At 76.2% G+C, this 23,434-nt stretch carries 22 protein-coding genes and 1 pseudogene; 8 read left to right on the top strand and 15 right to left on the bottom strand.

Annotated elements, in window-relative coordinates:
- Positions 1–73: 73 nt before the first annotated feature.
- Positions 74–2,674 carry a helix-turn-helix transcriptional regulator gene (locus ACQEVU_RS31400; protein ID WP_433329870.1) on the bottom strand — a complete coding sequence of 867 codons (2,601 nt, stop codon included), beginning with the start codon at positions 2,672–2,674 and terminating at the stop codon, positions 74–76.
- Positions 2,675–2,770: 96 nt separating this feature from the next.
- Here ACQEVU_RS31400 and ACQEVU_RS31395 point away from each other — a divergent pair, with 96 nt between their 5' ends.
- A complete protein-coding gene (locus ACQEVU_RS31395; protein WP_433329868.1) occupies positions 2,771–4,177 on the top strand; it encodes an MFS transporter in 1,407 nt (468 codons plus the stop codon).
- Positions 4,178–4,455: 278 nt separating this feature from the next.
- On the opposite strand, the gene ACQEVU_RS31390 is transcribed toward ACQEVU_RS31395, so the two are convergent.
- Genes ACQEVU_RS31390 through ACQEVU_RS31380 form a run of 3 tightly spaced genes read right to left on the bottom strand, consistent with a single transcriptional unit; the run spans position 4,456 to position 5,937 of the window.
- The gene (locus tag ACQEVU_RS31390) at positions 4,456–4,638 is read right to left on the bottom strand and encodes an antitoxin (protein WP_433329866.1); all 183 of its coding nucleotides are present in this window, start codon (positions 4,636–4,638) and stop codon (positions 4,456–4,458) included.
- On the bottom strand, positions 4,635–5,270 hold the full coding sequence (locus ACQEVU_RS31385) for a pyridoxamine 5'-phosphate oxidase family protein (RefSeq protein ID WP_433329864.1): 636 nt from the start codon (positions 5,268–5,270) through the stop codon (positions 4,635–4,637). Before ACQEVU_RS31385 ends, ACQEVU_RS31390 begins: the two co-directional genes overlap by 4 nt.
- A 52-nt stretch (positions 5,271–5,322) precedes the next feature.
- On the bottom strand, positions 5,323–5,937 hold the full coding sequence (locus ACQEVU_RS31380) for a TetR/AcrR family transcriptional regulator (protein WP_433329862.1): 615 nt from the start codon (positions 5,935–5,937) through the stop codon (positions 5,323–5,325).
- Between the two features lie 76 nt (positions 5,938–6,013).
- Here ACQEVU_RS31380 and ACQEVU_RS31375 point away from each other — a divergent pair, with 76 nt between their 5' ends.
- Positions 6,014–7,105 carry an FAD-dependent oxidoreductase gene (locus ACQEVU_RS31375; protein ID WP_433329860.1) on the top strand — a complete coding sequence of 364 codons (1,092 nt, stop codon included), beginning with the start codon at positions 6,014–6,016 and terminating at the stop codon, positions 7,103–7,105.
- Between the two features lie 27 nt (positions 7,106–7,132).
- On the opposite strand, the gene ACQEVU_RS31370 is transcribed toward ACQEVU_RS31375, so the two are convergent.
- Together ACQEVU_RS31370 and ACQEVU_RS31365 are read right to left on the bottom strand one after the other, a co-directional pair.
- Positions 7,133–9,025, bottom strand: coding sequence for a hypothetical protein (locus ACQEVU_RS31370; RefSeq protein WP_433329858.1), 1,893 nt, complete (start codon positions 9,023–9,025; stop codon positions 7,133–7,135).
- A 142-nt stretch (positions 9,026–9,167) separates the two neighbouring features.
- Positions 9,168–10,070 carry an aminoglycoside phosphotransferase family protein gene (locus ACQEVU_RS31365; RefSeq protein ID WP_433329856.1) on the bottom strand — a complete coding sequence of 301 codons (903 nt, stop codon included), beginning with the start codon at positions 10,068–10,070 and terminating at the stop codon, positions 9,168–9,170.
- 166 nt (positions 10,071–10,236) lie between these two features.
- Between ACQEVU_RS31365 and ACQEVU_RS31360 the strand changes: the two genes are divergently transcribed.
- From ACQEVU_RS31360 to ACQEVU_RS31345, 4 genes are all read left to right on the top strand, one after another.
- The gene (locus ACQEVU_RS31360) at positions 10,237–10,929 is read left to right on the top strand and encodes a DUF1775 domain-containing protein (protein ID WP_433329854.1); all 693 of its coding nucleotides are present in this window, start codon (positions 10,237–10,239) and stop codon (positions 10,927–10,929) included.
- 87 nt (positions 10,930–11,016) lie between these two features.
- Positions 11,017–11,910 carry an ABC transporter ATP-binding protein gene (locus tag ACQEVU_RS31355; protein WP_433329852.1) on the top strand — a complete coding sequence of 298 codons (894 nt, stop codon included), beginning with the start codon at positions 11,017–11,019 and terminating at the stop codon, positions 11,908–11,910.
- Positions 11,907–12,629, top strand: coding sequence for an ABC transporter permease (locus tag ACQEVU_RS31350; protein ID WP_433329850.1), 723 nt, complete (start codon positions 11,907–11,909; stop codon positions 12,627–12,629). Before ACQEVU_RS31355 ends, ACQEVU_RS31350 begins: the two co-directional genes overlap by 4 nt.
- 20 nt (positions 12,630–12,649) lie before the next feature.
- Complete coding sequence (locus ACQEVU_RS31345) at positions 12,650–13,771, top strand: sensor histidine kinase (protein ID WP_433329848.1); 1,122 nt, start codon at positions 12,650–12,652, stop codon at positions 13,769–13,771.
- Positions 13,772–13,809: 38 nt separating this feature from the next.
- Here the strand turns inward: ACQEVU_RS31345 and ACQEVU_RS31340 are convergent, their stop codons facing one another.
- From ACQEVU_RS31340 to ACQEVU_RS31315, 6 genes are all read right to left on the bottom strand, one after another.
- Positions 13,810–14,697 carry a hypothetical protein gene (locus ACQEVU_RS31340; RefSeq protein WP_433329846.1) on the bottom strand — a complete coding sequence of 296 codons (888 nt, stop codon included), beginning with the start codon at positions 14,695–14,697 and terminating at the stop codon, positions 13,810–13,812.
- Positions 14,698–14,924: 227 nt separating this feature from the next.
- Positions 14,925–15,572, bottom strand: coding sequence for a DUF998 domain-containing protein (locus ACQEVU_RS31335; protein WP_433329844.1), 648 nt, complete (start codon positions 15,570–15,572; stop codon positions 14,925–14,927).
- Positions 15,573–15,656: 84 nt separating this feature from the next.
- The gene (locus ACQEVU_RS31330; protein ID WP_433329842.1) at positions 15,657–16,178 is read right to left on the bottom strand and encodes a GNAT family N-acetyltransferase; all 522 of its coding nucleotides are present in this window, start codon (positions 16,176–16,178) and stop codon (positions 15,657–15,659) included.
- Positions 16,175–16,861, bottom strand: coding sequence for a HEAT repeat domain-containing protein (locus ACQEVU_RS31325; protein WP_433329840.1), 687 nt, complete (start codon positions 16,859–16,861; stop codon positions 16,175–16,177). The genes ACQEVU_RS31330 and ACQEVU_RS31325 overlap by 4 nt, the downstream gene beginning before the upstream one ends.
- A 17-nt stretch (positions 16,862–16,878) precedes the next feature.
- Positions 16,879–17,292, bottom strand: a complete 414-nt coding sequence (locus ACQEVU_RS31320) for a VOC family protein (RefSeq protein ID WP_433329838.1) — start codon at positions 17,290–17,292, stop codon at positions 16,879–16,881.
- A 10-nt stretch (positions 17,293–17,302) separates the two neighbouring features.
- A complete protein-coding gene (locus ACQEVU_RS31315) occupies positions 17,303–17,731 on the bottom strand; it encodes a helix-turn-helix domain-containing protein (protein WP_433329836.1) in 429 nt (142 codons plus the stop codon).
- A gap of 99 nt (positions 17,732–17,830) precedes the next feature.
- Here ACQEVU_RS31315 and ACQEVU_RS31310 point away from each other — a divergent pair, with 99 nt between their 5' ends.
- Together ACQEVU_RS31310 and ACQEVU_RS31305 are read left to right on the top strand one after the other, a co-directional pair.
- Positions 17,831–18,739, top strand: coding sequence for a polysaccharide deacetylase family protein (locus tag ACQEVU_RS31310; protein WP_433329834.1), 909 nt, complete (start codon positions 17,831–17,833; stop codon positions 18,737–18,739).
- Between the two features lie 51 nt (positions 18,740–18,790).
- Positions 18,791–20,929, top strand: a complete 2,139-nt coding sequence (locus ACQEVU_RS31305) for a diguanylate cyclase domain-containing protein (protein WP_433329832.1) — start codon at positions 18,791–18,793, stop codon at positions 20,927–20,929.
- 1 nt (position 20,930) lies between these two features.
- Here the strand turns inward: ACQEVU_RS31305 and ACQEVU_RS31300 are convergent, their stop codons facing one another.
- The 3 genes and pseudogenes from ACQEVU_RS31300 to ACQEVU_RS31290 form a co-directional block, all read right to left on the bottom strand.
- Positions 20,931–21,257 (bottom strand): substrate-binding domain-containing protein, encoded by a 327-nt coding sequence (locus tag ACQEVU_RS31300; protein ID WP_433335152.1) that lies wholly within the window; start codon positions 21,255–21,257, stop codon positions 20,931–20,933.
- 9 nt (positions 21,258–21,266) lie between these two features.
- Positions 21,267–22,409, bottom strand: a pseudogene (locus ACQEVU_RS31295) (carbohydrate-binding protein); the annotation flags it as partial.
- 15 nt (positions 22,410–22,424) lie between these two features.
- Positions 22,425–23,417, bottom strand: coding sequence for a hypothetical protein (locus ACQEVU_RS31290; RefSeq protein WP_433329830.1), 993 nt, complete (start codon positions 23,415–23,417; stop codon positions 22,425–22,427).
- Positions 23,418–23,434 lie beyond the last annotated feature (17 nt).

The raw sequence follows: 23,434 nt of genomic DNA, 5'->3' as shown, positions 1-23,434 counted from the left end.
ACACCAAGGTCGTGCCGACCGTCACGAAGTCGACCTACACCGAGGTGACCGACGCGGCCCGCGCATTCGCTGGTCAGGACAGGGAGAGCGCGGCGAGGTCGGCGCGGGCGCCGACGCCGAGCTTCGGGTACGCCTTGTACAGGTGGTAGGCGACCGTCTTCGGGCTCAGGAACAGCTGCGCCGCGATGTCCTTGTTCGACAGGCCCTGCGCGGCCAGCCGCGCGATCTGCAGCTCCTGCGGCGTCAGCCGGGCCGCGGCCGGCTCGGCGTGCGGCGGCGACGATGACGCCGGCAGGCCCGTGGCCGTGAGCTCCGCCCGGGCCCGGGCCGACCAGGGGCGGGCGCCGAGGCGGTCGAACGCGTCGAGGGCGGCCTGCAGCACGGGGCGGGCGTCGGCCTTGCGGCGGGCGCGGCGCAGCCACTCGCCGTAGAGCAGCTCGGTCCGCGCCCGCTCGAACGGCCGCGCCGGCAGCTTCAGCGCCAGCCGGTACTCGTGCTCGTCCCCGCCCAGCAGCGCCCGGCACCGGTGCACGAGCGCCTGCGCCCAGCCCTGGCCGGTGCGCTCGGCGAAGGCCTCGAGGCGGGCCGCGGCCGGGGCGACGTCGGCGACGGAACCCGCCCGCACGGACGCCTCGATGAGGTCGGGGATGCAGCGGTGCGCGACGACGTGGTGCGCGTACGGCTGGGACTGCAGGGCGAGCAGCCGCGGTACGGCCGACTCGGGCCGGCCCTGGCCCAGGTCCAGCAGCGCCAGGGCCCACTGCGCCCACGCGTGGCCGGCGGCCGGGGCACCGGGGGCCGCCGCGGCGTCGGCCGTGGCGGCGTGCGCGCGGCAGGCACCCTCGTCGCCGGCAAGAGCGGCAAGCGTCGCGTGTACCGCGGACAGCTGGCTCACCCACAGCGGCTGCCCGCCCCCGGCGGCGATGGCGAGGCCCTCGGCGGCGCTGACCGCGGCGTCGCGGTGGCGGCCCTCGAACAGCTCCGCCTCGGCGACGAAGAACAGCAGCGTCGGCAGCAGCCCGGCGAGCCCCTCGCCGCGGCACCGGTCGGCGAGGGCGGCCGCGAGGGCGTGCGCCTCGGCGTCCTGGCCGGCGACGAACCCGAACCCGCACAGCTCGACGAAGTCCCGCGGGTTGAGGGCCGGGTCGAGCGCGGGCATGGGCAGAGGGCGGGACCGCACGGCGGCGACCTCGTAGCGGGCGACGGGGTCGTCGAGCCGGGCGAGCCGGTCGAGGCACTCGCCGAGGTGGGGTTCGCCGAGGTACCACGCCGGGTGCACGGCATGCAGCAGCGCCCGCCCCGCGGTGTCAGGGGCGAGGCCGGCGGCGGCGGTCAGCAGCTCGTACGCGTTGCTGTAGTTGCCCTGCCAGAACCACGCCTGCCCCTCGACCCAGCCGACCCGGCCGAGGAACGCGGGGTCGCCGTCGAGGGCGGCGGCCCGCTCGGCGTGCCGGACGGCGGCCGCGGCGTCGCCGGCGAGCAGCGCGTTCTCGGCGGCGAGCAGCAGCCGGCGGGCCTGGTCGGGCGGGGCCGCGCTGAGCTGGGCGGCGCGCTCGTAGGCGGCCGCGGCGGCGCCGTACCCGCTGCGGTCGCGGGCCTGCCGGGCGGTGTCCTCCAGCGCCGCGGCGACGTCGTCGTCGGGGCCGGTGGCGGCCGCGGCGCGGTGCCAGGCGCGGCGGTCGGCCGAGCCGGGGCCGGTGAGGGCGGCGGCGAGCGCCCGGTGTACGGCGACCCGCTGGGCGAACGGCGCCCCGTGGTAGACGGCGGCCCGCACGAGCGGGTGACGGAACCGCAGCGCCCCGCCGGTGACCTCGACGAGCCGGGCCTGCTCGGCGGGGCGCAGGTCCTCGACGGTGCGCCCGGCGGCGCGCAGCACGACGTCGAGGTCGCCGGTGTCCTCGGCCGCGGCGGCGAGCAGTACCGCCCGGGTCGGCTCGGGCAGGCCGGCGACCTGGCCGGAGAACGCGGCGACGAGCCGATCGCTCAGCGCCGCGCCGGGGTGCGGTGCGGCCGCGGGGGAGGCGGCGCGGGGCAACTCGATGAGGGCGAGGGGGTTGCCCCGCGCCTCGGCGAGGATGCGCCGCCGCACGCCGGGTTCGAGGCCGTCCTCCACGAGCCGGGCGGCGTCGGCGTCGGCGAGCCCGGAGACGTACACCTCGGGCAGGCCGGGCGCGGCGAACTCCCCGTCGCGGGCGGCCAGGACCAGGGCGACGCCCTCGCCGCCGAGGCGCCGCGCGGCGAACAGCAGCGCGTCCGCGGACACCGAGTCCAGCCACTGGGCGTCGTCGACGAGGCACAGCACCGGGCCGTCGCCGGCCGCCTCGGCCAGCAGCGACAGCACGCCGAAGCCGACGAGGAGCCGGTCGGCGGCGCCGGCCGGGCCGAGGCCGAACGCGCCGGCGAGGGCGGCCCGCTGCGGGGCCGGGAGCGACCCGAGGCGGGGCAGGACGGGGCGCAGCAGCTGGCTCAGGCCGGCGAAGGGCAGGTCGGCCTCGAACTCGACGCCGCCGCCGCGCAGCACCAGGGCCGCGTCGAGGCCGGCGGCCCAGTCCAGCAGCGCGGTCTTGCCGATGCCGGGGCCGCCGCGCAGGACCAGGGCGCCGCCGGAGCCGTCGCGGGCCGCGTCCAGCAGTTCGCGCAGCCGCGCCTGTTCCGCCTCCCGCCCGTACAGCACGCATCGACCCTACAGGCCCGCACCGATTACCTAAGCGATGCCGATTCCGCCCGGTCCGCGGCTGCGTAGCGTCGTCGGCGTCGAAGGAGGAACCCCATGACCAGCACCGCAGGTCCGCTTCCGCGCCTCGCGCGAGCGATCGCCGCCCCGCCGGCCGCCGCCCCGGCGGCGCCGCACGCACCCCGCGGCGTCCTGCCCGCCCTGCTCACCGTGACGTTCATGACCGCGCTGGACTTCTTCATCGTCAACGTGGCGATGCCGGCGATCCAGCTCGACCTGCGGGCCGGGCCGGCCGCCCTGCAGTGGGTCGTGGCCGGGTTCGGCCTGGCCCTCGCGGCCGGCCTGATCACCGGCGGCCGGCTCGGCGACATCTACGGCCGCCGGCGGGTGCTCGGCGCCGGCCTGGTCCTGTTCACCGCGGCGTCGGTGCTGTGCGGGGTGGCGCCGGTCGCGTGGGCGCTCGTCGCCGGGCGGGTGCTGCAGGGCGCCGGCGCGGCGCTGATCATGCCGCAGACCCTGGCCGTGCTGCGCACCGCGGTGCCGGCGCCGGCGCAGCCGAAGGCGTTCGCGCGCTACGGCCTGACGCTCGGCCTCGGCGCGGTGTTCGGCCAGGTCGTCGGCGGCCTGCTCATCCGGGCCGACCTGTTCGGCCTCGACTGGCGGCTGTGCTTCCTCATCAACCTGCCGATCGGCGTGGCCGCCCTCGTCATGCTGCGCGCGGTGCCCGAGTCGCGCGGCGGCGGCTCGCGCCTCGACCTGGCCGGGGGCGCCCTGGTGACGTCGGCGCTCGTCGCGCTCGTGCTGCCGCTGATCCAGGGGCCGCAGCAGGGCTGGCCGCGGTGGACGTGGGCGTGCCTGGGCCTGGCCGCCGTGCTGTTCGCGGCGTTCGTGTTCTCGCAGCGGTACCGCACGGGCGCGCTCGTCGACCTGGCGATGTTCCGCCGGCGGGCGTTCAGCACCGCACTCGTGGCGGTACAGGCGTTCTGGATGGGCCAGGCGTCGTTCTTCCTCGTCCTGGCGCTGTACCTGCAGGCCGGCCGGGGGCTGTCGGCGCTGGCGTCGGGGGCGGTGTTCATGGCGGTCGGCGGCGGGTACCTGCTCACGTCGACGAACGCGCACCGCATCGCCGCGCGGATGGGCCGCCACGCGGTCACGGCCGGCGCGCTGGTGATGGCCGCGGGCCTGGGCGCGATGGCGGCGGCGGCCGCGCACCCGATCGGCTGGCTGCTGCCGGGCCTGGCCCTGGAGGGGGTCGGGATGGGCATGGCCCTGGCCCCGCTGACGACGGTGGCGCTGCAGAACGTGGCACCGGAGCAGGCGGGCGCGGCGTCGGGGGTGCTGGCGACGGTGAACCAGACCGGCAACGCGCTCGGCGTGGCGCTCATCGGGATCGTGTTCTACCGGGCGGCGACGATCACCGCCGGGTTTCAGGCCAGCGTGCTCGCGCTGGTCGCCCTCGAGGTGGTCCTCGCGCTGCTGATCCAGCTGCTGCCGCGGCGCTGAGCCGGGCTCAGCCCTGCCCCGGTGCCGGTTCGCCGGCGCCGGGGCCGTTCCGTGCGGCCCGCCCGCGCTCGTGCTCGTCGTTGAGCCGCTCGGCGGCGGCGTGGATGGCGTGCAGGTCCGTCTCGTCGCCCTTGAGGGCGGCGGACCACGGCGTAGGCCATCACGTCGATGTCCTCGGGGTTGACCGGCGGCCGCCACCGCCGCTGGAAGGGGCCCAGCGCGGAGGCGGCGCGGATCATCTCGTCCTCGGTCGGCTCGTACACGCGACCCAGTGTCGGCTACGGCTGGGTGTCCCCGTCGCCCGTGCGCTCCTGGGCCATGTCGACGCCCTTGTCGATGTGCTCGGTGTATTTGCCGCCGGTCTTGTCGTCGACGACGTCGCCGATCTTCTCCAGCGCCTGGTCCACCTTGTCGTCGTGCTGGTCGGCCAGATCCTTGACCTTGTCGAAGAAGCTGTTCATCGCCTCACCGTACCCGCAACCGCCGTGGCTTCCCCGGACGCGGCGCCGAAGAAGTCGCCCCCCTTGCGGCGCAGGTCGTCGGTGCCCCAGGCCCGCTCTTCGGCGGTCACCTTGCGCAGCCGCGGGATGTGCTTGGCGCAGTGGATGTACGCCTCCTCGACGTGGACGTTCACCCAGCGCTCCGGCCGCCGGCCCGGCACGGTGTCGCCGGGCAGGTGCGGGAACTCGCGGCGCATCTGCGCGTCGGTGGCGAGCGTGGCGTGGCCGTTGACGTGCAGGCCGATGACGTCCTGGAAGAAGTCCACGAACAGCAGGCCGACGTTGGGGTTCTCCAGGATGTTGCCGACGCTGGCCATGACGCCGTTGCCGCGGTACTCCGGCCACGTGACCCGCCCGGGCGACAGCACGGCGACGAAGCCGGCCGGGCCGGCCCGGAACGTGCAGTCGGCGTGGCCGAGCGCGTCGGCGGTCGACACGAACATCATCTCCTGCCGGCCGACGAACGCGATCATCCGGTCGTTGAGCGCGGGCAGCACCTGCTGGCGGTAGAAGCGCTCGGCGCGCTCCACCGTTCCCGCGCGCTCCTGCATGAGCCGTTCCCCGGCCGACCCGGGTCCGAAGTCGCCTGCCATCGGGGCAGGGTGGCACGCGATCATGCCCCACCTGTCGCACAGCGTGTGCGAGTTATGCCGTGCCGTGTGCGCCCGGGTGGACCCAGGGGCGCAGCGCGACGGCGGTGGCGCGCTCGACGGCGCGCTGCACGTCGGCCGGCTCCTGCGGCGCGGCGGTGTCCAGCAGCGCCTGCAGCGCGCCGGTGACCGCGCCGACGAACGCGCCGACCAGGGCGGCCGCGGTGACGAGGTCGAGCTCGCCGGGGAACGCCGCGGCCAGGTGCTTGGCGATCTCCTGCTGGGCGTCGAGCTGCATCTGCAGCGCCCGGCCGCGCACCGCCGGCACCTGGCGGATGAGCCGCATCCGCAGCGCGGCGAGCCGGCCGGTCAGGTCGTCGCTGTCGTCGCCGACCTGCCGCAGGGCGCGCAGCAGCACCTCGGCCGGCCCGTCCTGCGGCCCGCGGGCCTCGATCTCGCGCACCGCGGCGCGCAGGCGCACGTCGGACTCGGGGAAGAGCACGTCCTCCTTCGTGGCGAAGTACCCGAAGAAGGTCCGCGTCCCGATCTCCGCTGCGGCGGCGATGTCGGCGATCGTCGTCTGCTCGTAGCCGTCGCGCTCGATCAGCTCGACCGCCGCCGCGACGATCGCCTCCCGGGTGCGCCGGCGCTTCAGCTCTCGCAACGACATGGGGTACAGCATATCGCACTGAATGTGATTTCGCAGTCATTGCAAAGTTGCACTCAGTGCGGATACCTTGGCCGGCATGACGAGTTCGGTCCTCATCTCCGGCGCCGGCGTGGCCGGCACCACCGCCGCCTACTGGCTGGCCCGGCACGGCTTCGACGTCACCGTCGTGGAGCGGGCGACCGGCCGGCGCTCCAGCGGCAACCCGGTCGACGTGCGCGGCCCCGCGCTGCCCGTGGCCGAGGCCATGGGCGTGACGGCGGCCCTGCGCGAGCGCGCCACCCACGTGGACGCGCTGCGGGTCATCGGGCGGGGCGGCCGTACCGTCGCGCGGCTGCCCATGCAGAGCAAGCCCGGCGCCGTCGAGATCCCCCGCGCCGACCTCGCCGCCGTCCTGCACGACGCGGCCCGCGACACCGCCGACTTCCGCTTCGACGACAGCATCGTGGCCCTGCAGCCGGACGCGGCCGGCGTCGACGTCACCTTCGACCGCGCCGCCCCCCGGCGCTTCGACCTGGTCATCGGCGCCGACGGCCTGCACTCGGCGGTGCGCCGCCTGGCGTTCGGCCCCGAACGCGACCTGGTCTCCCACCTCGGCGTGTGGGTCGCGAGCCGGCCGCTGGGCGAGGCGCCGGAGGATCCGCGGCACGTGCTGCTGTACAACGAGCCCGGCCGCCTGGTCTCGATCCACCCGTCGCGCGGCGAGGCCCTGATCGCGTTCATCTTCCGCGGCCCGGCGATCCCCGGCCTCGACCACCGCGACACCGAGCGCCACCGCGGCATCGTCGCCGACGCCTATGCCGGCGCCGGCTGGCAGGTGCCGGCGCTGCTGGCGAAGCTCCCGGGCGCCGACCTGTACTTCGACAGCGTCAGCCGCGTCCACCTGCCCGAGTGGACCCACGACCGCGTCACCCTCGTCGGCGACGCCGCGTCGTGCGTGTCGCTGTTCGGCGACGGCTCGAGCCTGGCGATGGCCGGCGCCCACACCCTCGCCTCGGCGGTGGCGGCCGACGGCATCGACGCGGGCCTGCGCCGCTACGAGGCCGAGCACCGCGCCCGCACCGACGCGAAGGTCCGCTCGGCGGGCCGCTCGGCCGCGCTGGTGGTCCCGCGCACCCGCATCGGCCTGGCCACCCGCAACGCCACGGCCCGCCTGATGAGCCGCCGTTAGCCTGCCGTGCGCGCCGGCGCGGGTGCGTCAGATGGTGGGTTCGTGCGCGTCGAGCCGGAACGCCTGCTCCGGGACGACGGGCGAGGCCTTGCGCCCGCCGAGTGCGTGCCGGGCGGCGAGGAGCCGCAGCAGGTGGGTGATCTCGACCTCCGGCACGCCGGCCCGCGCGCAGGCCCGGCGCAGCGTGTCGCCGAGGAGATGCTGGCCCGTCCGGACCGCGTCGATGCGCCGCCCGAACCCGAGCAGGGCCGCCAGGACGTACTCCCGCCGCAACGGCCAGGCGGCGGCATCGCCGGGTCCGTCGGCGGCCGCCGCGCTGGTCGCCGCGAAGGGGCCGGCCAGGGCGGCCCGCCACCGGCGCAGCCGCAGGGCGATGCTCGTGCCCGCCACGGCGAGCCCGGCGAGGACCGCGGCGGTGGCGGCGGGCGCGGTGACGTGGTCGTCGGCGAGGCGCCCGAAGGCGAGCACGACGAGGGCGGCGAACACGGCCCCGCCGGCCGCCCGGGGCAGCGCGGCCACCACGATCGGCGCCTCCGTGTCCGGCGGCCGCACCCCGGACAGCGTGAACAGCAGCGGCGCGGTGTGCGGCGGCCACGCCCAGGGGCGGGCCAGGACGTCGTCGAGCAGCCGGCCGTACGCCGACCCGCGCGTCATCCGGAACCCCTGCCACCGCCCCGCGCTCAGCCCGCCGGCCTCCCCGTCGGGCTCGGCCAGCAGCGCCCGGGCGACGCCGGGCTGCAGCTGGGCGCGGTAGGCGAGGGCGGTCTCCCACGGCGGGTACACCGCGCGCCGGCGCAGCACCGCCCGCACCACCTCCGGGTCGTCGGCGGCGCGGGCGACGGCGTCGAGGTCCAGCGGGTCGGCGGTCCGCTCGGCGGCCGCGATCGCCGCCGCCGGGTCGCGCCGGGCCAGCAGCGTCAGCGGCGCCGCCCCGGCCCGCCCGGTCGCCGCCATCCGCAGCAGCACGGCGTCGCCCGACGGCGCCTCGGCGTCCCCGCCGGCCTCGTCCTGCCCGTGCGCGCCGCCGTCGAGCACGTCGAGGGCCGACAGCAGCCGCGACACCCAGGTGGCGTCCCGCGCCGCGGTCACGGTGCCGGCGAGGACCTCGATCTCGCCGCGGGCGGCCCGGCGCACCCCGTCGTCGTCGCACACCCCGGCGACGAGCGCGGCCCGGAACAGCAGCCGCCGGTCGCCGAGCGCGGCGAGGTCGTCGATGATGCGCCAGCGCAGCTCCTGCGCGGCGCCGGTGCAGGCGGCGACGGCCGCGGCGAGCAGCCCCGCGGGCCACGGCCGCTGCGTGCGCAGCCGCCCGGCGAGCGCGTCCCACGCCGCCTCCCCGACGGGCGCGACCGCCGCGCTCCCGGCCGCGTCGTCCACGGCGGGGAGCTGCTCCGGCAGTACCACCGCGGGAATGTGAAAACCGGGGACCGGCTCGGCGTGGGACAGCGTGACGATCGTCGAGGCCGGGGCCAGGCGGGTCAGCGGCCCGACGACCCCGGCGACGGCCGCCCGGACGGCGCCGCCCGCGGTGTCGAGGCCGTCGAGGAGCAGCAGGTACCCGTGGTCGGTGGCCTCGCCGGTCACCGCCCGCAGCAGCTCGTCGGCGGTGACCGGCCCGTCGGCGGCCAGGCCGGCGAGGTTGAGCAGGACCGGGCGCTGGGCGTCGCGGGGATCGGCGGCGGCCCGGCGCCACGCGGCCTCGTGCAGCCACGGCAGGGGCCCGGGGCCGGTGGCGCCCGGCGCGGTGAGCAGCCAGAGGCGTTCGCCGCGCCGGTCGAGCAGCGCGGCCGGGTCCACCCGGGCGCCGTCGGGGCCGATCAGCGCCGGCGGCCCGGGCGCGCCGGGGTGTGCGGCTGGGCGTTCGGCGGCGTGCCGGCGCAGCGTGCGCTCCGCCGCGCGCCGCATCCGGTTCGCGGGCATCGGCGTCGAGGCTCCGAACGATGGGGGACGAGGGCACCACCATCGTTTCGCCCCGCGGTCACCCTCCGTACGCGTTTGCTTCGCCGTCCATCGTTCGGGGGGTCGCCCATCCGTGGCACCACGCCCGCCGAAGGGTCCGGGCTCACCAGGGGCGCAGGGCGGAGATGCGGTCGGCGGCGGCGAGCATGTCGCGGGCCACGGGCTGCAGGGCGATCTCGTGCAGCAGCAGGCCGGTCGAGACGCGCTCGGCCACGCCCCACTCCCAGATCGCCCGCTCCGAGCGGCCGGTGCGGGCCGCCAGCCAGCGGGAGCGCTCGTGGGGGTCGCCGTCCAGCAGGTCCTCGGGGTCCTCGCGCATGAGGACCCCCAGGTCGTACTCGGGCTCGGCGAGCAGGCCGTCGGGGTCGACGAGGCGGAAGCCGCCCTCCGGGGTGCACAGGGCGTTCCACTGGTGGACGTCGCCGTGCACGAGGACCGCCCGCTCGTCGTCGTGGGCCGCCGCCCGGCGTTCGCAGCAGGCCAGGGCGTGCTCGACGGTGCGCTCGGCGCACGGGCGGCCCGTGCGCTCCCACGCGGCCGTGATGAAGCCGGCCAGCCACGCCGCCTTCGCCCGGCCCGTCGGCAGGCCGGCGTCCGGGGCGGGGCGCCACACGCGGGCGGCGGCGTCCGTCAGGATCTCCAGGCGGCGGGGGAGCGGCTCGCCGAGATCCGACAGCGCCGGCCCGAGCCGCTCCAGGAGCAGGGCCCGGCGGTCCGGGTCGGCGCGCAGCAGGCGGGCGCAGCCGTCGCCGCCGGCCAGGCGCAGGACCGTCGCCTCGTGGCGGGCGTGGTCGCCGGGGCGCTCGATGTGCAGCTTCAGCACCGCCGGCGTGCCGTCGGCGGTGACGGCCTCGGTGACGAGGGCCTCGGTGCCGCCGTCGTACACCCGGCCGCACCGGATCCCCCAGTCGCGCTCGAGGTCCTCGACCAGGGCGGGCAGGGCCGTCAGCCAGGCGTGAGCGCCGGCGGCGCGGGCCTTCGCGCGTACCACCTCGGGGACGATCATCCGCCCAGCTTCTCAGGGGCCGGCTTGCGCGCCGGCGCTGCCTCCGGCGAGCCTCACCGTGCGCGTCACGCCGCCGGCGGTAGGGGGCGGGCAACATCGCGGGAACTTTTCGTCACCGCGCCCCGACTACCCCGAGTCGCCGTCGTCTGCGAGAGGATCACGTCTCGTGCTGATTCGCCGTACCGTTGCATCGGGGTTCACCGTCGCGGCCGTGACCGCGGCCGTCCTGCTGGCCACCGCGGGCCCCGCCGCCGCCCATGTCGAGATCAAGGCCGACAAGGCGCAGGCCGGCGCGACCGACGTGACGATCACGTTCAATGCCGAGAACGAGTCGTCGAAGGCGTCGATCGTGTCGCTCGAGGTCGCGCTGCCGGCGGGGATCGCGCCGGGCGACGTCACCTACGTCTCGGGGCCCACCGGCTGGTCGCTGGCGCCGACGGCGAGCGGCTACAAGGTCTCCGGGCCGGCCCTCGCCGCGAAGCGGGACGCCGAGTACGCGGTGAAGGTCGCGAAGCTGCCCGACGCCAAGACCGTGTCGTTCAAGACCCTCGTCAACTACAGCGACGGCAAGGTCGACCGGTGGATCGACATCCCCGACGGCGGCGCCGAGCCGGACAACCCGGCCCCGACGCTCACCCTCGCCCCGGCCGCCGCGGCGCCGTCCTCGGCCGCGCCGAGCGCACCGGCCACGTCCGCCGCCGCCCCGACGACCGCGCCGGCCGCCACCACGGCCACGGCCGGCGCGTCCGGCGGCGACGGCGGGGGCTCGTCGCTGCCGTGGATCCTCGGGCTGGTCGTGGTCGTCGTCGCGGTCGCCGGCGGGATCGTCTTCTGGCGCACCCGCCGCCCGCCTGCGTAACGCATGGCGCTGACATGACATCTGTCATGGGGGTGCGGGTGACGCGATGCAGCCCGATCGGCGTCGATTCCCGGCCATCCTGAGGGCATGACGAACGAAGCAGTCCAGCTGACCGGCCTCACGAAGCGGTTCGGTGAGGTCACCGCCGTGGACGGGCTGGACCTCACGATCCGCCGGGGTGAGGTCGTCGCGCTGCTCGGCCCGAACGGGGCGGGCAAGTCGACCACCATCGACATGCTGCTGGGCCTGCAGCGCCCGGACGCCGGCGACGTGCGCCTCTACGGCGAGGCGCCGGCCAAGGCGATCGCCCGCGGCTCGGTCGGCGCCCTCATGCAGAGCGGCGGCCTGCTGCCGGACCTCACGGCCGAGGAGACGGTACGCCTCGCCGCCGCCCTGCAGCGCAACCCCCGCCCCGTCGGGGAGGTGCTCGAGCGGGCCGGCGTCGCCGAGTTCGCCCGCCAGCGCGTCGCCGGGCTCTCCGGCGGCCAGCAGCAGCGGATCCGCTTCGCGATGGCGCTCGTCGTCAACCCCGACCTGCTCGTGCTCGACGAGCCGACCACCGGCATGGACGTCGAGACCCGCCGCGCCTTCTGGGCCTCCATGCGCGAGGAGACGGCGCAGGGCCGCACGGTCCTGTTCGCCACGCACTACCTCGAGGAGGCCGACGACTACGCCGACCGGATCGTGCTGCTGCGCGCCGGCCGCGTCATCGCCGACGGCAGCGGCGCCCAGATCAAGGCCGCCGTCTCCGGCCGCACCATCCGCGCCACGCTGCCCGGCGCCGACCTCAACGGCCTGGCCGCGCTGCCCGGCGTCGAGCGCGTCGAGTCCCGCGGCGACATGGTCCTGCTGCACTGCGACGACTCCGACGCCGCGCTGCGCGCGCTGCTGGGCGCCACCGACGCTCGTGACGTCGAGGTCACCAGCCGCAACCTCGAAGACGCCTTCATCGCCCTCACCGCCGCCGGGAGCATCCAGTGAACGTCACCTACATGCGGCTCGAGGCCGTCCGCCTGTTCCGCAACAAGCGCGTCGTCATCTTCTCGACGCTGATGCCCGCGCTGCTCACCCTCATCATCGGCGGCGTGTCCGTCGGCGGGGACCCGGACGCGAAGAAGTACGTCATGGTCAGCATGGCCCTGTTCGGCGCCATGACGGCCGCGATCTCCAGCGGCGGCACCATCGCCGTCGAGCGCGGCCTGGGCTGGAACCGCACGCTGCGGCTCACGCCGCTGTCCCCGGCCACCTACGTGCTCAACAAGGTGCTGCTCGCCCTGCTCGTCGGCGTGCTGCCGGTGCTCATCACGTTCGTCATCGGCGCCGCCGGCCTGCACGTGCGGCTGACCGCGGCCGAGTGGGTGCTGTGCTTCGTCGGAGCGTGGCTGTCGTCGCTGCCGTTCGCGGCGCTGGGGGTCGTCATCGGGTACCTCGCCAAGCCCGACAGCGTCCAGCAGGTCTCCGCGCTGATCAACCTGACCCTCGCCGCGTTCGGCGGCCTGTGGGTGCCGGTGAACCTCATGCCGGACACGCTGCAGTACATCGCCAAGCTCACCCCGTCCTACTGGACCGGGCAGGTCGCCCGCAGCCCGCTGGACCACGGCCACATCGACGGCCAGGCCATCGCGGTGCTCGCCGGCTGGACGGTCGCCCTCGCGTTCGTCGCCCTGCGGCGCTTCCGCGTGGACACCGCCCGGGCCTGACGTCGGCTACGGTGTTCGGCATGTCGTCGCGGCGGCCCGCCAACCCGCCCCGGGCCCGGTTCTTCTGGGCCTGGGCGGCGGTCTGGCTGTTCTACATGGCCGGCCCGATCAGCGACGCGTGGCACCGCCCGGAGATCTGGCAGCGCGCCGTCGGCCTCGCCGCCGCGGCCGCCTTCTGCATCATCTACGTGGTCGGGTTCCTGTCGGTGCGCGCGCAGCTGCGCGCCACCGGCCGCCTGCAGAGCATGACCCGGGCCCTGACCCGCCTCGGCGTCCTCACCGCGCTCGCGGCGGTGCTGACCGTCATCGTCGGCGAGTCGGGGCTGACCGCGCTGGTGTACATCGCCGTCACGGCCGTGTTCACCCTGCCGCCCCCGCACGCCTGGGGCACCGTGCTCGCCGCCGCGGCCGCCGCGTTCGTCCTGCCGCGCACCGTCCCCGGCTGGGACGGCGGCATCGACCTCACCTTCGCCATCATGGTCGCGGCCCTGGCGGTGTGGGGCGTGACCCGGGTCGTGCAGCGCAACGCCCAGCTCGCCGAGGCCCGCGAGGAGATCACCCGCCTGGCGATCGCCGACGAGCGCAACCGCTTCGCCCGCGACATGCACGACCTGCTCGGCCACTCGCTCACCGTCGTGGCCGTCAAGAGCGAGCTCGCGGGCCGGCTCGTGCAGCTCGCCCCGGAGCGCGCCGAGGCCGAGCTCGCCGACATCCAGCGGCTCGTGCGCGAGGCCCTCGCCGACGTGCGGGCCGCCGTCGCCGGCTACCGCGAGATGTCCCTGGCCACGGAGCTCGCCTCGGCCCGCAGCGCCCTGGACGCGGCCGGCATCGAGGCCGACGTGCCGGTCACCGGCGAGGCGGTCGACCCCGACCGGCAGGAGCTGTTCGCGTGGGTGGTCCGCGAGGGCGTCACCAACGTGGTCCGGCACAGCGACGCCAAGCACTGCTGGGTCCGGCTGGACCGCTCCGCCGTCGAGATCCTCGACGACGGCCGCGGCCCTTCCGGCGACGCGATGGGCGCCGGCCAGGGCCACGGGCTCGGCGGCCTGCAGGAGCGCCTCGACGCGGCGGGCTGCGCCCTGACGGTCGGGCGCCGGGAGGGCGGCGGCTTCCTGCTGCGCGCGGCCCTCCCCGCCCGCTGAGCGGCGCGCCAGCGCCTGACATATCCGGTCGCCCGGGGCTATGCCGGCGTCACCGGGATTGCCGTGCCGTAGCGGACCTCCAGGACGACCCGGTCGCCCAGTGGCTCCGGGAGCTCGACCGATGCCGACCGCTGGTAGCCGATGTCCGCGCAGCCGTAGTGCCCGGCCTCGCCGGGCGGGGGCTCGTACTGGCGTTCGTCGATGAGTACGACCACCGCGACGTCCGAGGTGAGGACCCCGGGCGTGTAGTCGACGCCGCACGGGGTGCTGGCGGGGCCCTGGGCGCCGGTGAAGTACACCGTCAGTGTCCGGCCCTGGATCGTCGCGCGCTCGGCCGACACGCCGGCCGGCGGGTTGTTCGGGTCGTGCGGGCCGGGCGGCGGCGTGGTCGAGTCGACGGCGACGCGCCAGATCTTGGCGGCGCTGCCCCGCACCGTGTACTGCCACACCGGCACCGTGGCCGGGCCGCGGCTCGTGGTCAGGGTGGTTGTGGCGAGGGTGGCGCCGGTGACCGGGATCGGCGGGCAGGAGTCGGCGCACTTGCCGCTGCCGTCGGCCCGGAGGCGGTCGAGGGCCTGCGCGGCGGTGAGCAGGCCGGCCGGGCGGCGCCGGCCGTCCTGCCACACGATCTCGCCGGGCGGCGGGGGCGCGGACGGCAGCTCGCCGGTCACCTCGACGGCGCCGGCGAGCAGGGACTCCTTGAAGTCGGTGCCGGGCTCCCAGTCGCCGGCCTGGCCGGTCTGGGCGGCGGCGGGCACGAACGGCGGGCCGTCGCCGGCCGCCGCGGCCCAGCGGTCCAGCGCGGCGCGGGCCTGGGCGAGCTGGGCGGCGTGGGCGTCGCGCGCGGGCGGCTGGCCGGCGCCGGGGCGGGCGCAGGCGGCGAGCAGCACGAGCGGCAGCAGGAGCGGCACGAGCGGTCGGCGCACCCGGTCACCATCCCACGGGGCGCGCCGGTCCCGCTGCCCCGCGTGGCTGAGCGGCGGGGCACAAGCGGCGCGAGCCGGTCACCATTCCACGGGTGCACCGGCCCTGCTGTCCCGCGTGGCTCGGCGGCCGGGGGCGGGCGCCGGCGGCAAGCAGCACCAGCGGCAGCCGGAGCGGCACGAGCGGTCGGCGCACGCGGGGTGCGCCGGTCCCGTTGTCCCGTGGTGGCTCAGCGGCCGGGGAGGCTGCGGTACAGCCCGACCGACACCACCGCGAGCCAGGCGAAGATGACGACCACCGCGGCGACGAAGCCGAGCGTCAGCCAGGGCGCCTGGTTGCCGGAGGCGATGCCGGCGAACCCGACGAGGAACAGGGTGCCGCTGGCGCGGGAGTAGGCGGCGAGGCCGCGCGGCTGGTGGCGGGCCAGGACGTACGTGGCGGCGATGACGCACAGGAAGCCGATCCCGCCGGCGGTGAGGTGGCCGATGCCGTGCCAGCTCACGGTGCCGGGGCCGGCGGGGGTGCCGGCCGGGAAGCCCATCGCCGGGTCGGCCCGCAGCGCGCCGGCGGCGATCATGGTGGCGCCGAAGACGCCGACCAGGCGGGCGGTCCAGGGGCTCTGCGGCACCGCGCGGGCCAGGCCGGCCGCGGCGGCGATGATCATCAGGCCGGAGAGCACGAAGTTGGTGATCTGGATCCAGCCGAGCGAGCCGTTGGACAGCAGGCTCCAGGCGTGCTTCGTGATGTCGAAGCCGTCGCGGGTCAGGGCCTGGGCGAGGCTCACGGCGATGTAGAACGGGCCGGCCAGCACGCCGTAGCCCAGCAGCGAGCGGGTGACGCGGTTGGCGCGGATCTCGTCGGACACGGTGGCGGTCATCGCGGTTCCTTCGGGTCGGTGGGTGCCGTCACCCGTGCCTCGAACGGCGCCGGCCGGATCCGACATGCCGCGCCGAGAAAATTCCTACCAGACGTCGCCGGACCGGAAGTCGCAGGTCAGGACGCCCTCGAGCGGTACGGCGGCGACCGGCAGGACGTAGGTGCTGCCGTCGTCGCGGGGGGTCGGGCGCGCGCCCTTCGGGGTGAGGACCGCGGTGGTGCCGGGCCAGCGGACCCAGCCGCGGCGGGCGTAGAGGCCGGCGGCGGCCGCGGCCGCGGACAGGGCCCCGATGTCGTACGCGGCCCGGATGATCCGCTCGACCTCGTCCATGATCGCGGTGGCGTACCCGAGCCGCTGGTGGTCCGGGTGTACGGCGACCGCCTCCACATATCCGGCCCGCAGCGGGACGCCGTCGGCGAGCAGAGACCGCTGGACGACGGCGGCGTGCCCGATGATCCGCCCGCCGGCCTCGGCGAGCACGTGCAGGCCGCCGAGCGCGTGGGCCAGGTCGTGCTCGTCGAACCGGTCGCCGAACGCGGCCCGCAGCATCGTCGGCAGCTGGGCGCGCTCGCCGGCGCTCAGGTCGGCGGTGTGGACGGTCCTCATCGCATCCTCGCCTTCCCGCGGTTCTCGCGCGCGATCCACGCGACGTCGGGGTCGGCGAGCGCGGCGTACCGCTCGAAGACCGGCATCCCGGCGGCGCGGTCGGCGGCGACGGCGACGCTCCAGCAGTACCCGAGGGCCTTGCGCAGCGCCCGGACGTCCTCGTCGCGGCGGGTCGCGGCCGGGCGGGCGGCGAACGCCCCGGTGACCGTCGCGCAGGCGGCGACCGCCTCGGCCGCCGCGCCGGGGGGCCTGAGCAGCCGGGGCTCGCACAGGCCGGCGACCGCGGCCCGCTGCACGAGCGGGTGCGGGTCGCCGGCCCAGTCGCGCACGAGCGCGTACAGGCGCGGGGGGTCGGCGTCGCCGAGGCGCTGCAGGGCCATGGCGACGCCCTCGCGGACCCGCCAGCGCCCGTCGGTGGCGTAGCGGCGCAGCCGGTCGGCGGTGCCCGGCGTGCCCTCGGCGAGCAGCCGGCCCAGGCCGATCACGCCGCACAGCACCAGGTACTCCTCGCCGGTGTCGAGCAGCGCGTCGACGGTCTCCGGCGCGGCGACGTCGGCGGCGGCCTGCGCCAGCTCCAGGTCGGCCCGCGGGCCGGGCAGGCCGCTGCCGTCGAGCAGGTGGGCCGGCCAGGCCGGCGGGGGGAGCTCCCGCAGTACCGCGGCATGGTCTTGACGTCGCCCCATGCCCGGCACCCTATCGGTTAGGCCTGGAACTCGCGGGGTTCGACGAGCACGAGCCAGTTGCCGCTGTTGTCGCGGATGACGGCCTCCACGCCGTACGGGCGATCCTCGGGCTCCTGGACGAACACGACGCCCTTCGCGACCAGCTCGGCGTGGGTCTTGCGGCAGTCGTCGACGCGCAGGCCGAGCCCGCCCATGCCGCCCTTCTCCAGCTGGCGGCGCACGAACGCGGCCGCCTCGTCGTCCAGCGGCGGGCCCGGGGTCATGAGGGTCACCTCGAGCTCCGGCTGGCTCGGGTGGCGGATCGTGACCCAGCGGAACTCACCCATCGTGACGTCGCTGGCGGCCTCGAAGCCGAGCACGTCGACGTAGAAGTCGCGGGCCTTGTCCTGGTCGAGCACGTACGTGGTGATCAGCGAGATGTTCGTAATCATGCCGCCGACGTTACTGCTCGTGACCCCGGCCGCCTTCTCCGAAATTGCGCACGACGCCGGCCATGAACAGCCAGCACCCCGGGATGTGGGGCGCGCCGGCGGCGGCCCAGCGGTTGCGGTACGCCACCGGGCTCTCCCCGACGATCCGCGTGAACTTCGCCGAGAACGAGCCGAGGCTGGTGAAGCCGACCGCCATGCACACCTCGGTGACGGTCAGGTTGGCGGTGCGCAGCAGGTCCTGGGCCCGTTCGATGCGCCGGCGGGTCAGATAGCGCATCGGTGTCTCGCCGTACGCATCCTCGAAACAGCGGATGAAGTGGTACTTCGAGACGGCGGCCACGCCCGCGACCGTGTCCAGGTCCAGTGGCGCGCTGTAGTGGCGGTCGATGTGGTCGCGCGCTCGGCGCAGGTGGGGCAGCAGGTCGACCGGCACGGTCACGCGACCCACTGTAGTTGGTGGACGGGGCTGCCGGATCCGCCCGCCGTTCGATAGCGTGGCCCCACTGACGTTGACCGCCGGGGATGGGGAGCTGTAGCAGTGCTCGGCAACAGGCGCGTGATGGCCCGCGTCGCCGCGATCGTGGCGCTCGTGTTCGGTGCCGTCGCGTGCGCGGGTGACGAACCGCGTTCGGCCGCTCAACCCGGCGTGACCGCCGCCCGCTCGGCCGCCGCGCAGTCCGCGCTGCCGGTGTCGGCGCTGCCCTCGCCGACCGCGTCGCCGTCGGCGAGCCCGGCGGCGCCGCCGTCCCCGTCGAGCCCGCCGAGCAGCCCGCCGGCGACCACGAAGACGCTCGAGGACGGCTTCAAGATCCGCCCGCCCGCCGACGGCCACGGCCCGGCGGGGTCGGTCATCCGCACGCCCGGCACGGAGGTCGCGCTGACCTTCGACGACGGCCCCGACCCGATCAACACGCCCGCGCTGCTGCAGATCCTGCGCGAGAACAACGTGAAGGCGACGTTCTGCATGGTCGGCTTCCGCGTGCGCGACCGCCCCGACCTGGTGCGCCAGATCTACGCCGACGGCCACACCCTGTGCAACCACTCGTGGCAGCACCTGACGGACCTGGCCAAGCGCGACCCGTCGTACATCGACTGGGACCTGCGCCACACCAACGACATGATCCACGCCGCGGTCGGCGCCGACGCCCCGATCAAGTACTTCCGCGCGCCGGGCGGCAACTTCACGCCGTCGCTGGTCGCGAAGGCGCAGGAGCTCGGCATGTCGTCGATCTACTGGGACGTCGACCCGCGCGACTGGGACCACCAGCCCGACCGGAACCACTCCGCGCACATCGCCCGCGTGATCTCGCAGATCAAGGCGCAGATCCGCCAGGGCTCGATCGTGCTGTCCCACGACAACGGCCAGCCGGACACCATCGTGGCGTACCGCACCCTCGTCCCCTGGCTCAAGCAGCACTTCACCCTGGAGTGCCTGCCCACGGCGTAGCGCTCAGCTACAGCGGCCGGCGGCCGATGTCGGCGGCGGAGGTGAGCGGACATGGGCGACGGTCGCGTCATCGGTGTGCTGTCCCCGTTCGTCGGCGGGCTGTACTACGGGCGCCTGCTGGCCGGCGTCAGCGACGCGGCGGCCCGCCGGGGCCTGCGCACCATCGCGGTCCAGACCCTTGACGCCGCCGCCGACGTGGCGGTCAACGGCGGCAACCCGGCGTTCGCCGAGCCGGCCGCGTGGCGGCAGGCGGGCGGGTTCGTGGTGCTGACCGACGCGGTGACGCCGCAGTACCTCATGCGGCTGCGCGCGGCCGGCAAGCCCGTGGTCCTCGTCGGGCACGAGGTGCCCGGCGTGCCCTGCCCGGCGGTGCTCGCCGAGAACAGCCCCGGCATCCGCGACGTGGTCGCCCACCTGGTCGGCCACGGCCACCGGCGGATCGCGTTCACCGGGTACCTGGCCGCGACCGACGTCGCCGAGCGCTACGACGCGTACCGGGCCGCGCTGGCCGGGCACGGCATCGGGGCCGACCCGGCGCTGTTCCTGCCCGCGCGGGACAACCTCGAGAGCGGCATCACCTGGACCCCGGGCGACTGGCGCCGGGCGGGGTCCCCGACCGCGCTGGTCGCGGCGACCGACCGCAACGCCATCGGCGCGCAGCGGGTGCTGGCCGCGGCCGGGCTGCGCTGCCCCGACGACTACGCGCTGACCGGCTTCGACAACATCGACGTCGCCGCGTTCCTGCGCCCGAGCCTGACCACCGCCGCGCAGCCGCTCGCCGCGATGAGCGACCGCGCCGTGGTCCTGCTGCTGCGGGCGATCGACGGCGAGGCGCTCGAGCCCGGGCCGGAGCGCCTGCCGGCCGCGCTGGTCGCCCGGACCTCGTGCGGCTGCACGGAGTCGGCCGTCACGCTGCCGCCCAGCGCCGCGACCGACGCGGCCGGCCGGCTCGCGGAGCGGTTCGCCGCGGCGGTGCCGTCCACCGTGATCGACCAGGACCACGCCGCCGCGGTGGCGGCGCGGGCGGCGACGGCGACCGTCGAGGCGCTCGGCCGGGTCGCGCACGGCGACCAGGGCGGCCTCGCGGCGGCCGGCGACGCGCTCGAGGCGCTGTACGAGGTGCACCCGGTGCCGGAGCGGCTGCGGCTGATCTGCCGGGCGGTCCAGGAGTACGCCGAGGCCGCCCCCGTCGCCGCCGCGGACGCCGGCCGGCGGGTGGATCGCGGCGCGCAGGAGCTCATGATGCTTCTCGGCCGGCTCAACAGCCGGGTCATGTTCGCCGGCGGCTGGCACCTGCGCTCCCTCATCAGCACCCAGTACACGCTGAACATGGCGCTGCTGTACGGCCGGGACCGCGACCCGCGGGACCCGTCGTGGCTGGCGGCGACCCCGGCGGCGGCCGCGGCGGTCGCCCTGCGCGGGCCGGACGGGCAGCTGCACCGCTCGCCGGGCTGGCGGCGCCGGCCCGGCCCGCCGATCCCGGCCGGCCCGACCACGGTCGAGGCGTTCCCGCCCGCCGAGCTCATCGCCGCCGCCGTGCCCGGCGAGACGGTGTTCGTGGTCCCGGCGAAGATCCGCGGCAGCGACCGGGGCTGGCTCGCGGTCGTCGACACCGTCGAGTGCGCCGTTGAGGACGGCCGGGAGCTGGCCAACCAGTGCGCGGCGCTGCTCACCGTCGCCCTCGACCTGCGCGAGCAGGAGGAGCGGCTGCGCCGCAGCGCGCTGTCCGACCGCCTCACCGCCCTGCCGAACCGGGAGTCGTTCCAGGCCACGCTCGACGCGGCGGTGGAGCAGGCGCAGGCCGGGGGGCCGCCGTTCACCGTGCTCTTCCTCGACCTCGACGGCTTCAAGGCGGTCAACGACGGCCTCGGCCACGCGGCCGGGGACGAGCTGCTGGTCCGGGTCGCGCAGCGGCTGCGCGCCGGCCTGCGCGCCACCGACGTGGCCGCCCGGTTCGGCGGCGACGAGTTCGTCGTCCTGCTGCCCGGCGTCGCCGCCGGGCCCGACCTCGACGAGATCGTCGAGCGGCTGCAGGCCGCCGTCCGGGCCCCGTTCGCCATCGGCGGCCGGCAGGTGCGCATCGGCGTCAGCATCGGCGCCACCGGCAGCGACCGGCACGGCACCGCCGAGGCGCTGCTGCGGGAGGCGGACGAGGCCATGTACCGCGTGAAGGCGGCCGGGCGGCCGTAGCCTAGCCGCCGACGCGGACCGCCCGCGGGCCGGTCGAGCCGCGGGCCACCAGCACCGGCGGGACCTGCGAGCGAAGCGGCGCCGCCGGTGGGTCGTGCAGCTGCGGCAGCAGCGCGGCGGCGGCGTGGCGGCCGAGCCCGGCCCAGTCGGGCCGCACGAACGTCAGCGCCGGCCCGGCGAACGCGCCGAGGCCCGTGTCGTCGAACGCGGCGACGGACACGTTGTCCGGCACGTCGAGGCCGCGGGCGCGGGCGGCCCGCAGCACGCCGGTGGCCGCGCGGGCGTCGGCGCACGCGACGGCGGTGGGCGGCTCGGCCCGGCCGAACAGCTCGCCGTATCAGTGGGCGAAGGTCAGCCAGTTGAGGTTGACGAAGTCGTTCGGCTGGCCGCTGGTGAAGGTCAGGTAGACGGTGTGCGTGCCCGTGACGGCGGAGATGTTGGTCGGCACGGTCCGCCAGGTCTGCCAGCCGCCGGTGTTGGCGATGGCGAAGCTGCCGACCGGCGTCGCGGACGGGCTGTCGAGGCGTACCTCGACGAGCCCGCTGGCGCCGCCGGCGACGCCGGAGGCCACGCGGCCGGAGAACTGGCGGGCGGGCGTGGAGCCGAAGTTGACGCCGTCGAAGCGCAGCCAGTCGCCGTTGGCGATGTAGGCGACGTCCTGGCCGCCGCCGGTGTCCGTGGTGGTCTCGAGCTGGGTGCCGCTCTGGGCGTTGTACGACTCGGCCTGGATCGTGCCGTAGGCGTCCCGGCCCCCGCCGGAGCCACCCGTGCCGGTGCTGGTCGGCGTGGGCGTCGTCGTGCCGCCGGAGCCGCCGCCCTTGGTGTAGACGGCGACGTAGTCGACCAGCATGGGCCGGCCGGAGACGGTCGAGGAGGTCGGGGTGGCGTAGCCGGCCACGGCGTTCGGGAACGACCCGCCCATGGCGACGTTGAGCAGCAGGAAGTACCCGTTGGCCAGCTGCGACCAGGAGGAGCCGACCTGGTTCTGGTTGACGCTGTGGAACTGCACGCCGTCGACGTACCAGCGCAGCACCTGCGGGCTGACGCTGGCGTCCCACTCGAACGTGTAGGTGTGGAAGTTGCCGGTGCAGGCCGAGCCCGGGCACGCGTGGGTGCTGCCGAGGCCGGTGGTCTCGTTGCACGGGCCGCCCGGGTTGACGCCGCAGTGCAGGGTGCCCCAGACCTGGTTGGCGCCGTTGACGTTCTCCATGACGTCGAGCTCGCCGATGCCGGGCCAGTTCTGGTAGTTGCCGCGGTACGCCGCGCCGAGGGCCCAGAACGCCGGCCAGTACCCGGCCCCGGCCGCGCCGGTCGCGTCGGGCATCTGCAGGCGGCTCTCGATGCGCATCAGGCCGCCGGTCGGCGGCTTGAAGTTGCTGCGCTGGGTCTCGATGCGGGCCGAGGTCCAGTTGCCGGAGCCGTCGCGGATCGGGGTGATGCGCAGGTTCCCGGAGCCGTCGAGGGCGATGTTCTGCGTGCTGGTCCCGGCCGGGGCTCAGCTGCCGTCGGGAAAGCCGCCGCGGTGGGTGACGAGCGGATGGTGCGGCAGCGCCCCGAGCGGATCGGCGAGGAACGCGGCCGTCTGCGCCCGGTACGGCGGATGGTTGCGCCACCCGGCCTCGGGCGGCCGGACGGCCTCGGCCGCCCCCTCGACGACGGGCATCAGCGCGTTGGTCAGCGCCTCGGCCGGCCGCCGCGCCTCGACCCGCGCCATCCGCGCGTGATAGTTGCGCGCCGCGACCTCGCCGCGCGCCGTGAGCCAGACGAGCGCCGAGGGCCCCTTCCCGTCGGCGTCGGCCAGCCCGTGGCGCAGCAGCATCGCCACCGACTGCGCCGCGGCCTCCTTGGCGATCCCGGCCCGCAGCGGCACCTCCCGCGGCCGCAGCGGGCCGCCGCCGAGCACCCGCAGCGCGTTGGCGGCCACGCCGAGCGGCAGCCGGGCCTCCGCCTCGTACTCGCCGGTGATCTCCAGCAGTACCCGCGACAGCAGCGCCGCGAGGTCGGCCCGCTCGTGGTCGGCCCGCCGCCCGGCGGGCGGGCCGGTGTGCCGGGTGGGCCCGGCGACCGGCAGGTACCGCGGCAGCAGCGGCGAGGCGAGCGGCTCGAGCACCCGCCGCAGCCCGTCGCCGAACTGCCGCTCCCACCGGTCCTCGGCCTCGGCGCACAGCGGCCGGAACAGCGCGTCGGCCCGCAGCCCGTGGCGGGTCGGGTGGACCATCCCGCCGGCGACGCGGACGTAGCCCCACCGCTGCAGGCCGGGCAGGTTGGTGAGCGCGGCCAGGTCGCCGACGTCGGCCTGGGCCACGCCGCCGGCCGGCACGTACCGCAGGAAGTTCGACCACATCGCCAGCGACACGAGCCACGGGCCCTCGGCCCCGCGCGCCGGCCCGCGCGTGGTGCGGTGCGGCATCCGCGCCTCGAACGCGTTGTCCACCTCGATCGTGAACGCCACCAGCGCCTGCGACAGCAGCCGCGACACGAGCATCACGCCATCGAACCTACGCC

The sequence above is a fragment of the Dactylosporangium sp. CA-139066 genome (genome assembly GCF_050936175.1).
Lineage (GTDB): Bacteria > Actinomycetota > Actinomycetes > Mycobacteriales > Micromonosporaceae > Dactylosporangium.
This window is presented reverse-complemented; position numbering and strand designations above follow the sequence as displayed.